8 protein-coding genes are annotated in these 10,977 nt (G+C 35.2%); 5 read left to right on the top strand and 3 right to left on the bottom strand.

What is annotated here, in order from left to right; genetic code table 11:
- Positions 1-243: 243 nt before the first annotated feature.
- Positions 244-954, bottom strand: coding sequence for a DUF4197 domain-containing protein (locus RBU60_RS13595; RefSeq protein WP_308865607.1), 711 nt, complete (start codon positions 952-954; stop codon positions 244-246).
- A gap of 555 nt (positions 955-1,509) precedes the next feature.
- Between RBU60_RS13595 and RBU60_RS13590 the strand changes: the two genes are divergently transcribed.
- From RBU60_RS13590 to RBU60_RS13575, 4 genes are all read left to right on the top strand, one after another.
- Positions 1,510-2,055 (top strand): hypothetical protein, encoded by a 546-nt coding sequence (locus tag RBU60_RS13590; RefSeq protein WP_308865606.1) that lies wholly within the window; start codon positions 1,510-1,512, stop codon positions 2,053-2,055.
- Between the two features lie 11 nt (positions 2,056-2,066).
- Positions 2,067-2,753, top strand: coding sequence for a DsbA family protein (locus RBU60_RS13585; RefSeq protein WP_308865605.1), 687 nt, complete (start codon positions 2,067-2,069; stop codon positions 2,751-2,753).
- Between the two features lie 262 nt (positions 2,754-3,015).
- Positions 3,016-6,447 carry a methylmalonyl-CoA mutase family protein gene (locus RBU60_RS13580; protein ID WP_308865604.1) on the top strand — a complete coding sequence of 1,144 codons (3,432 nt, stop codon included), beginning with the start codon at positions 3,016-3,018 and terminating at the stop codon, positions 6,445-6,447.
- A 177-nt stretch (positions 6,448-6,624) separates the two neighbouring features.
- Complete coding sequence (locus tag RBU60_RS13575) at positions 6,625-7,233, top strand: DUF1684 domain-containing protein (protein WP_308865603.1); 609 nt, start codon at positions 6,625-6,627, stop codon at positions 7,231-7,233.
- Here RBU60_RS13575 and crcB read toward each other — a convergent pair.
- Together crcB and RBU60_RS13565 are read right to left on the bottom strand one after the other, a co-directional pair.
- Positions 7,230-7,601, bottom strand: coding sequence for a fluoride efflux transporter CrcB (gene crcB / locus RBU60_RS13570; RefSeq protein ID WP_308865602.1), 372 nt, complete (start codon positions 7,599-7,601; stop codon positions 7,230-7,232). The two genes, RBU60_RS13575 and crcB, sit on opposite strands and share 4 nt — an antisense overlap.
- A 9-nt stretch (positions 7,602-7,610) precedes the next feature.
- Positions 7,611-8,711 carry an SRPBCC family protein gene (locus RBU60_RS13565; RefSeq protein ID WP_308865601.1) on the bottom strand — a complete coding sequence of 367 codons (1,101 nt, stop codon included), beginning with the start codon at positions 8,709-8,711 and terminating at the stop codon, positions 7,611-7,613.
- Positions 8,712-8,797: 86 nt separating this feature from the next.
- Here RBU60_RS13565 and RBU60_RS13560 point away from each other — a divergent pair, with 86 nt between their 5' ends.
- Positions 8,798-10,843, top strand: a complete 2,046-nt coding sequence (locus RBU60_RS13560) for a dipeptidyl-peptidase 3 family protein (protein ID WP_308865600.1) — start codon at positions 8,798-8,800, stop codon at positions 10,841-10,843.
- Positions 10,844-10,977: the final 134 nt, after the last annotated feature.

Here is a 10,977-nt window from a genome sequence, read left to right as displayed (position 1 = left end):
ATATAAGCCAATATTATCAAGATGTTTTGATACCCTGTTAAAAATAATAGCCCTCTTAAAATGGCGCTATTAGAATAATATTTTTTAGAATTACGGGGTTGTGCAACGGTTACTAGTATTAATGACAGTTAATAGAATTCTAAAATTTACGAATTAATTGGGGTTTAGCCTTAATAAATTAACAACAAAAGCCGTAAATTTCTTTACGGCTTTTAACTTTTACTAAATAAGTAGGTTCTTGATTTACCTATTGTCTTGTAAGGCAAATACTTTTCTTAAAAGATCTGTAGTTCTAGACGAGTAGTTATTTCTAATTTCTACTTCTTCTTTAGCAATCATTGTAAACACCCCTTCCAGCGCTTTTGAAGTAACATAATCGGTAAGATCTGGGTTTACATTTTGTGTAAGCGGAATCGAATTATATTTCTGAATAAGATTACTCCAAATTTGATCGGCTCCCACTTTATTAAAAGAGTTTTTAATCACAGGATTAAATTTTTGGTATAGCGTATTGGTGGTTTTACTTTCTAAATATCCTGTAGCAGCGCGATTATCTCCCATAAGAATATTCTTAGCATCGGTAAAAGTCATTTCTCTTACTGCCGAAACAAAGATAGGAGTAGCTTCTTTTACGGCATCTTCGGCAGCTCTGTTTAAAGCTTTTATGCCTTCATCGGCTAAGCTATTTAAGCCAATGTCTCTCAAACCTTTTTCTACTTTTCGAAGTTCTTCTGGCAGTAAAATTTTTACAGCAGAATTTTCATAAAAACCATTTTCTTGAGTCAGTTTTTGTACTTGTTCATCAATTCCTTTATCTAGGGCTTGTTTAAGTCCGTTGGCAATATCATCGTTACTTAAGCCATAACCTTCTTGAGGTAAATTATCGGCGATGGTTTGTAATTCGGCGCAAGCACTAAGGCTTAGGATACCTATAAATACTAAAATTTTCTTCATGATTTTACAATGAATTTATAATTAATGAACAAAAATAAAGTTTATTTAGTTTAAACTAAAATTTGTACAGAATTATCGAGATATAAATAAGACTTAAGACCGCTTCGCTTTTTGACCTAAGAGCTAAGACTTGATTGTAACAAACGATTCAACACTTAGCTTTTTTTTAAGTTACAAAAACTAAAAACCAGAAGATTAAGGCATAAAAAAAGACAACGATTTTATCAATGAAGAAAAATCGTTGTCCAAACAAACGTAATTTGTTTAAAAGTCAAATTATCTACCCCTTATAAGATAATATTGATAGTGTAAAGATACACTATATGAGATCTCTACATATACCCATAATTAGGTATATTTTAAATCATGAGAAGTTAATTTATTCTATAAAAAAAAAGATTAAGAGGTTTTACATTTTTAATTACTTCATCAGGCTTTTATTTTTTACAATTCACAATAGTGTTAGAGGTATTTAAATATACCTAATTATGGGTATTGTCAAGATTTTTTTTTAGAGTTTACTTTATGATGTTGAATAACTAAAACCTTGAAATTATGAAAAAAGATCAAAAAGAACATGGATTAAAAAGAATTTTACCTGTACTTCTTCTATTATTATCGTGCAGTTTTTTTATGAGCTGTGAAGAAGAGGATGAGGATGATGAGAGAGCTACGATGTGTTATGAAGTGAGTGGGAATTACCTTACTGTTAATTGTATGTATAATAGTTCGGGCTCTTGTGAATCTGAAAATAAAAACTCATTAGGTAATTACGATACTTGGCAGGCTTGTTATAATGATATGAGTGATGTTGTGGACAATTATGCAGCTACGGGGAACATTAGCCCTGGTCCTAATTCGAATGGAGGAGGGGGAGGAAGTGGAGATGGTGGCGGAGGCTCTTCTGCAAATTGTGATCTTGCTTACTATAACGGACCTGAGTTTGATATTCAAGTAGATTCGCAATGTAAAGCTGCGTTTGTATACGATTGTGTAGGGGAAATTGAGGCAAGAAATGCATCTTGCGATCTTTATTATGAATATGGAAATGCTGTTTGGACAGGGCCAGGTTCTCTTCCAGATTGTCCTTATTGTAATTAAATAAAATTTTGATGATGAATAAAAAAATTACAAGACTAGTAGCTGTGGCAGGATTATTTTTTTTGCTCTTGGGAACAATGTTTTTCTTTGGGTTTAAAGTTGATAATAACTCCGCAAGCACTTTGCCACTTAAAAAAGAACCACCACGCTTATCTTTTTTTCCGCAAGGGAATAATCCAACATTAGGAGTGGATTCAGCGAATGTGAAGATGATAGTTCTTATCGATTATCAATGTGCTTATTGTAAGTATTTTACGCAACAACAATTACCAGAGCTTATGAAAAACTATGTTGATAAAGGTAAGCTTCAGATTACCTTTAGAGATTATCCTCTAAGCTTTCACGAAAATGCCGAAAAACTAGCAGAAACTGCACATCTTATGTATGTTGAGAATAATTTTGATACATTTTTAAAGAAGGTCTGGAGTATTAATCCTACTGCAACTGAAGAGAAAATAGATGCTGTGCTTGGATTAGGTTTTAGATCTTCTAAAAATAAAGATGCAATTAGAGACAATATAAATGAAAGTAGATATCTAGCGGGTGTGGCAGGAATTACAGCAACACCTACTTTTATTATCAACAATAGGATGTTAGTGGGGTTAAAAGAAATCACAGAGTTAAAATCCCTTATAGACTATAGTATGAAACCCCAAGAAAGAAACGCTAATCAAACAGATGGAACTTGTGGAAAATAGTTTTTTTTGAATTAAGCTTGTTTCTACTAAATATTAAAACAACCTGAGAGCTCTCAAGTTGTTTTTGTTTTAGGACTGCTGAGTTGCAATTCAGAAGAATCGATTTTTTTGAGTTCTAAAATAGATTATTTCTTCCAAGAAGCTAAAAATAGGTTGTCGTATAAGTTTTCAAGAAAGAATTGATTTCAAAACTGTTATAGCTTTCACTTCAAATATGCAAGTTTTTTAGTAAATTTACGCTTCAAAAATTCAGAACAGATCTATGCAAGAACAAGCACCATATAAGCCAAAACATAAAGTACGAATTGTAACCGCAGCTTCTTTATTTGACGGCCACGATGCCGCCATTAATATTATGCGTCGTATTATTCAATCTACCGGGGTTGAAGTTATTCACCTAGGTCACGATAGAAGTGTAGAAGAAGTGGTTAACACTGCCATACAAGAAGATGCAAATGCCATAGCCATGACTTCTTATCAAGGAGGTCATACCGAGTATTTTAAATATATGTATGATTTACTGAAGGAGAAAGGCGCAGAGCACATTAAAATCTTTGGCGGCGGCGGCGGCGTGATTCTTCCAGAAGAGATTAAAGAATTAGAGGATTACGGAATTACCAGAATTTACGCTCCAGATGATGGGAGAGAACTTGGTTTACAAGGAATGATTAATGATTTGGTGGAACAATCAGATTATGCAATTGGAGAACAATTAAATGGAGAAGCAGATGATTTAGCTTCAAAAAACGATAAATCTATCGCTAGAGTAATTTCTTCCGCAGAAAATTTCCCAGAGATTGCTAAGTCGGCTTTAGATCAAATTCACAAGAAAAATAAAGGAGTTAAAACTCCGGTTTTAGGAATTACAGGAACAGGAGGATCAGGGAAATCTTCTTTGGTAGATGAGTTGGTTCGTCGTTTTTTAGTAGATTTTGAAGATAAAACCATTGGGATTATTTCTGTAGATCCTTCTAAAAGAAAAACGGGCGGTGCTTTATTGGGAGATCGTATTCGTATGAATGCTATTAATTCTCCTAGAGTTTATATGCGCTCATTGGCGACGCGTCAATCTAATTTGGCACTTTCAAAATATGTGCAGGAAGCGATTGAAGTACTAAAAGCAGCAGAATACGATTTAATTATTTTGGAAACTTCAGGAATTGGGCAGAGTGATACCGAAATTTTAGACCACTCTGATGTTTCTCTCTATGTGATGACGCCAGAATTTGGTGCTGCCACACAGTTGGAGAAAATTGACATGCTCGATTTTGCCGATATTGTAGCGATCAATAAGTTTGATAAACGCGGCGCTTTAGATGCTTTGCGTGATGTAAAAAAACAATACCAGCGTAATCACGGATTGTGGCACGAGGATCCTAAAACGCTTCCGGTGTTTGGGACGATTGCCTCTCAGTTTAACGATCCTGGAATGAATACGTTGTATAAAAAAATTATGAATACCCTTTCTGAAAAAACAGAAACTCCGTTAAAAAGTGATTACCATATTTCTGATGAAATGTCAGAAAAAATATTTGTAATTCCGCCAGCACGAGTGCGTTACTTGTCAGAAATTGCCGAAAACAATCGGGGTTATGATGAAAAAGTTGCAACGCAAGTAGAAGTAGCTCAGAAGCTTTACGGAATTTATAAAACGATAGAATCGGTTACTGGAACTAAAATTGAATTGACTAAAAATGGTCTTAGTGAAGATGCTTTAACAGAAAGCACTTCCGAAGATAATCAAGATTTAATAGGATTATTGAAAAAAGAATTTGATCGTGTAAAAATGGATTTTGATCCTTATAACTGGGAAGAAATCTTAAAGTGGAGTCATACGGTGAAGAAATACCAAGACCCTATTTATACATTTAAAGTTCGAGATAAAGAATTAAAAATTGAAACGCACTCGGAGTCACTTTCGCACCTACAAATCCCAAAAGTAGCACTTCCAAAGTATAAAGCTTGGGGAGATTTACTGCAATGGATTTTACAAGAAAATGTACCAGGAGAATTCCCTTACACGGCAGGATTGTATCCGTTTAAGCGTCAAGGAGAAGACCCAACCCGTATGTTTGCAGGAGAAGGCGGGCCAGAACGTACCAACCGTCGTTTTCATTATGTGAGTTTAGGATTACCTGCAAAGCGTTTGTCTACTGCATTTGATTCGGTTACACTTTACGGAAATGATCCAGATCCTCGTCCAGATATCTATGGTAAAATTGGAAATGCAGGAGTTTCTATTTGCTGTTTAGATGATGCTAAAAAACTATATTCTGGTTTTGATTTGGCACACCACTTAACCTCGGTGAGTATGACTATTAACGGTCCTGCGCCTATGTTGCTTGGTTTCTTTATGAATGCGGCAATCGATCAAAAATGTGAGCAATACATCAAAGAAAATGGCTTAGAAAAGGAAGTAGAAGATAAAATTAAAGCTATTTATAAAGAAAGTGGTTTGGAAAGACCAGAATATAGAGGAGAACTTCCTGAAGGAAATAATGGTTTAGGATTAATGTTATTAGGGGTAACGGGAGACCGTGTGTTGCCAAAAGAGGTGTACGAAAAAATAAAATATGACACCATGGCCGTGGTAAGGGGTACGGTACAGGCAGATATTTTAAAAGAAGACCAGGCGCAAAATACCTGTATTTTCTCAACAGAATTCGCGTTGCGATTAATGGGAGATGTACAAGAATATTTTATAGATAATAAGGTACGTAATTTCTATTCAGTTTCTATTTCTGGATATCATATTGCCGAAGCGGGAGCAAATCCGGTAACGCAATTAGCTCTAACCTTAGCGAATGGATTTACTTATGTGGAATATTACTTAAGTAGAGGAATGGATATCAATAAATTTGGTCCTAACCTTTCCTTCTTTTTCTCTAACGGAATTGATCCAGAATATGCGGTGATTGGTCGTGTGGCGAGAAGAATTTGGTCTAAAGCTTTAAAACAGAAATATGGAGCCAACTCTCGTGCACAAATGTTGAAGTATCACATTCAAACTTCAGGGCGTTCATTGCACGCACAAGAAATTGACTTTAATGATATTCGTACGACGCTGCAAGCGCTTTATGCGATTTATGATAACTGTAATTCTCTACATACCAACGCGTATGATGAGGCGATTACTACGCCAACAGAAGATTCGGTGAGACGAGCGATGGCTATTCAGTTAATCATTAATAAAGAGTTAGGATTGACGAAAAATGAAAACCCAATTCAAGGTTCATTTATTATTGAGGAGTTAACAGAATTGGTGGAAGAAGCTGTTTTAATGGAATTTGATAGAATTACCGAAAGAGGTGGGGTTCTTGGCGCGATGGAAACTATGTACCAACGTTCTAAAATACAGGAGGAAAGTTTGTATTACGAAACTCTGAAGCATAATGGAAATTTCCCTATTGTTGGGGTGAATACCTTCTTAAGCAGTAAAGGTTCTCCAACGGTTACTCCAGGGGAAGTGATTAGAGCTACCGAGGAAGAGAAGCAATTTCAGATTAATACCCTGAAAAAGTTGCATAAAACTTATGAAGATAGTGCCGATGAAGCCTTGGAAAAAGTACAGCAAGCGGCAATTCATAACAAAAACATTTTTGCAGAGTTGATGGAAGCCACCAAGGTGTGTTCATTAGGACAAATCACCGAATCACTCTTTGAAGTAGGCGGACAGTATAGAAGAAATATGTAAGCCTTTTCTTTAATAGAATTATACTAAAAAAACCCTGTGTACGCAGGGTTTTTTTGTTTTAAACCAATAATTTTAAGCAATACTGAAAAGAATGGAAATCAAGCAATCTTATAAAAAAATAAGATAATTTTAGGAGCCGACTCTGTTTAATATTTTAATTTTGACAAAAAACAAAACATGCGTTGTCGCTCATTTATAATCGGTCTCTTTTTAGTATTTAGTTTTCAGTCGACTTTTAGTCAGGCGACTAAAGAAGCAAAAGCTTTTCATGAGAAGTTGAATAAGGAATTTAAGGAAAAAGAAACTTCCCCATTAAAGAAAGAAGACCTTAAAGAGTTTCAGGAATTATCAATTTTTGAAATAGATACCAATTATATTGTTTCGGCTAATTTTAAACGCACTCCATACGAGAAACCTTTCTTTATGCCCACTACGACAGATCGAAAGACTATGTATGTAAAGTATGGAGAAGTAAGTTTTGTTTTAAAAGAAAAGAAAGTGGTTTTGGAGGTGTATCAAAACCAACGTTTAAAAACTGAAGAAGAGTTTGAAGATTATCTTTTTATCCCTTTTAATGACCTTACCAATGGCGTTTCTACCTATGGGGGAGGAAGGTATTTGGATTTAAGAATTCCTAAAGGAAATAGAATGATGCTCGATTTTAATCAGGCTTATAATCCGTATTGTGCTTATAATGAAAATTACTCTTGTCCCATTCCGCCAGAACAAAATTTTATAGAATTAGAAATTGAAGCAGGGGTGAAAAGCTTTGATAAAAAAATCTAAATCGTTTTAGTAAGCCACATTCCTAAGAATACTGCTGCAAATCCTAAGATGATACTTGCTAGCGCATAAATACCAAAATTTAAAAAGTCGCTGTTTTTCAACAACACATGGCTTTCATAAACAAAGGTAGAGAAGGTGGTAAAACCTCCGCAAAATCCAGTGGCTAATAACAGCATGGTGTTTTGTGAAATCGTGTTTGTCTTATAAAAGTACCCAAGAATAATTCCGATAAGGAAACTTCCCAACACATTGGCTAAGAAAGTTCCATAAGGCAAACCAGAAATAGGGTTATTCAACCATTTTGAAAGTAAATAACGAGCTACGCTTCCTGTTCCTCCGCCTAAAAATACAATAAGTACCTGCTTCATGAAGGGGGTTTAAATTTCTATCTCATTTTCTTCTTTGATGATACTTTCAGGATCTACGTCATCGCTTTTTTGCTGAATGGGAATATAAACTTCGGTTACCCAATCGGCAGGGTTAGGATAATCTTGAGGCTGATTAATGTAAATTTCAAAAGCTTCTCCATCTTCCCTTTTTTCTATATTATGCGTTCTAATGTATTCATTTGCAGCGGCCCAAGCTTCTATTAGATTGCTGTGATTTCCTTTTAAGGTAGTTTTTAAAACCATTTGAGATTCCATAAAGCCACATAAAATATCGCTATCCAAAGGCGTGATTACTCTGCTATTTGTAGGAACTCCAGAAGAAATGATAGCCGTGTTGTTTTGCTCATCCACTTCTTTATAAATCATTAATGGGGCTCCGCTAATATTAATGTTGTTAGTGCTCATAAAATTAGTCACCGATGGAAGTAGTTCTTCTCTTCTTTTAGAAAGTGCTTTTCCATTATTTTTTGTAGCCGTAGTTCTATACATATAAAAACCTCCGCTATATTGGGTGATTCCATCTACATGAATGTCGTAAGCTTCCATTTTTTTACTGACGATCTGATCAATATCAATTAAACCATTAGTAAGAAAAGGCTTCCAAGTCTCTGTAATGGTTTCGCTTTTTGTAAGTCCGTAAGCTTTTTCCCAAAAAGTTTTATCTCCTTTTACGCCCCAAACTACTTTAGTTTTTCCATTTTCGATAGGTTCAAAAATCCAGTACGCATCACTTTTAGATTCTCCCATAGGATTTTTAAGGATTACCTCTTGATGAATTCTTCTATTGGGAATCACTTCCGTAGTAGAAATCTCTCCATCAGCAGCGGTATCTCCTTGCCATGAGTAACCAGCACCAACTCCGCTCGTCTTTTCATTATAGCTAATCACCATATTAGGATCTTCCTTTTTCCAAGGTCCCCAAGTTTCCCAGTTTTCATAATTATTTACTTCATTAAATAGCAGAGAAGCTGGCGCATCAAGGGTTTTGGTCTCTTCAACTTGATAATCTCCATCTAGTGTAGCAATATAAACTGCACCTCCAATAATGACGATAAGAAGGAGTAAAAAAATATATTTAAAGATTTTCATAGAAGGTTTGTTGGTTATATTTAGCTAATATAGTTATTTTACAAATTGTTAGGATTAACAAAAATAAAAACTTAAAATTAAACCGCATGAAATTTAAAATTATTCCTTTTGCATTGGCAGCTACTTTAAGCTTTGTCTCTTGCGATGATAACAAGAAGGAAGAAGAAGAACCTGTTCAAGAAGAGAAACTTACAGAAGAAACGAGCTTTGATTATACCGCAGGAGAATTTGCAGACATAAAAGTCTTAAGGTATCAAATTCCTGGTTGGGAAGAACTTTCTTTAAAAGAACAAAAATTGGTGTATTATCTTACTCAAGCTGGACTTTCGGGCAGAGATATTATTTGGGACCAAAACTACCGCTATAATTTAAGTATTAGAAAAGCGCTAGAAAATATTCATCAAAATTACCAAGGAGATAAGAATAGTGAAGATTGGGGAGCTTTTGAAGAGTATTTAAAACGCGTTTGGTTCTCTGGAGGAATTCACCACCATTATTCTATGGATAAGATGAAGCCGGATTTTGATAAAGCTTACTTAGAAGGTTTATTAAAGGAAACCAAAACAAAACTTGCTCCCGAAGCTTTGGAAGTGATTTTTAATGATAAGGATATCAAAAAAGTAAACCTTAAAGAAGAAAAAGGTTTATTAAAAGGATCTGCAACCAATTTTTATGGACCCGATGTTACTGCAGCCGAGGTAGATGCTTTTTATGCTAAAAAGAAATCTCCTGATCCTAAAAAACCACTTTCTTACGGACTTAATTCTAAGTTGGTAAAAGAAGGTGGAAAGCTGGTAGAGAAAGTATGGAAAAGTGGCGGAATGTATGGAGAGGCTATCGATAAGATTACGTATTGGTTAGAAAAAGCGGAAGGCGTTGCCGAAAATCAAGCCCAAGCAGATGCATTAGCCTTGCTAGTAAAGTATTATAAAACCGGAGATTTACAAACTTGGGACGACTATAATGTCGCTTGGGTAGAAGCTACCGAAGGGAATATAGACTACATCAATAGTTTTATTGAAGTGTATAATGACCCTAAAGGGTACCGTGGTTCTTATGAAACCATTGTGCAAATTAAAGATTTCGATATGTCTAAAAAAATGAAAGTTTTAGAAGACAATGTACAGTGGTTTGAAGATAATTCTCCTATTATGAAAGAACATAAGAAAGAGTCTGTAGTTGGAGTTACCTACAAAACGGTAATCGTTGCGGGTGAAGCAGGAGATGCTTCTCCAAGTACACCAATTGGAGTGAACTTGCCTAATTCAAATTGGATTAGAACCGCTCACGGAAGTAAATCGGTTTCTTTAGGAAATATCATTAATGCTTACAGCCACGCTGGTGGATCTGAAAAACTAGATGAATTTGCCTTAACGGAAGAAGAAAAAGAACTGTCTAAAGAATATGGAGAAACAGCAGATAAATTGCATACCGCATTACACGAAGTGGTAGGTCACGCCTCAGGAAAAATTAATTCTGGCGTTGGGGAAACCAAACAGACCCTAAAAAGTTATGCTTCAACGATGGAGGAAGGAAGAGCAGATTTGGTGGGACTCTACTACCTGATGGATCCTAAAATTGAAGAGCTTGGTCTAACCGATGATATTGAGAAATTAGGAAAAGCAGCGTATAATGATTACATCCGTAACGGATTAATGACACAGCTTACACGTCTTAATATAGGAGATGAAATTGAAGAATCTCATATGAGAAACCGCCAGTGGGTGAGTGCTTGGGCTTTTGAAAAAGGAAAAGAGGGCAATGTGATCGAAAAAGTGAAGAAAGATGGTAAAACCTATTTAAAAATCAACGATTACAAAAAACTTAGAGAGTTGTTTGGGGAGTTGTTAAAAGAAACGCAGCGTATCAAATCTGAAGGAGATTATACAGCAGCTAAAAACTTAGTGGAGAACTATGGTGTAAAAGTAGACCAGGAGATTCATAAAGAAGTTTTAAAACGAAGCTCAGAGTTTAAAGCAGCACCTTATAGCGGCTTTGTAAATCCTGTATTGGTTCCAGAAATGGATGATGCTGGAGAAATTATAAGTATAAAAGTAACTCAACCAGAAAGTTTTGAAGAGCAAATGTTGAGGTATTCAAAAGAATTCGGATTCTTGCCAGTGATGAACTAGTCCACTTTCGTTAGAATGGAATTAAAAAAGCTGTGATTTTTATCACAGCTTTTTTTGATTGCTAGATTCAAGTAATAAACGCAACTTCTGTGTTAAACAAAATTTTGTCCATCATTTCTAATGGTGTATCAAAT

Source organism: Mesonia profundi, from assembly GCF_031085155.1.
GTDB classification, from domain to species: Bacteria; Bacteroidota; Bacteroidia; order Flavobacteriales; family Flavobacteriaceae; genus Mesonia; species Mesonia profundi.
The sequence above is the reverse complement of the archived record's forward strand: the minus strand, read 5'-3'. Positions and strand labels throughout refer to the sequence as shown.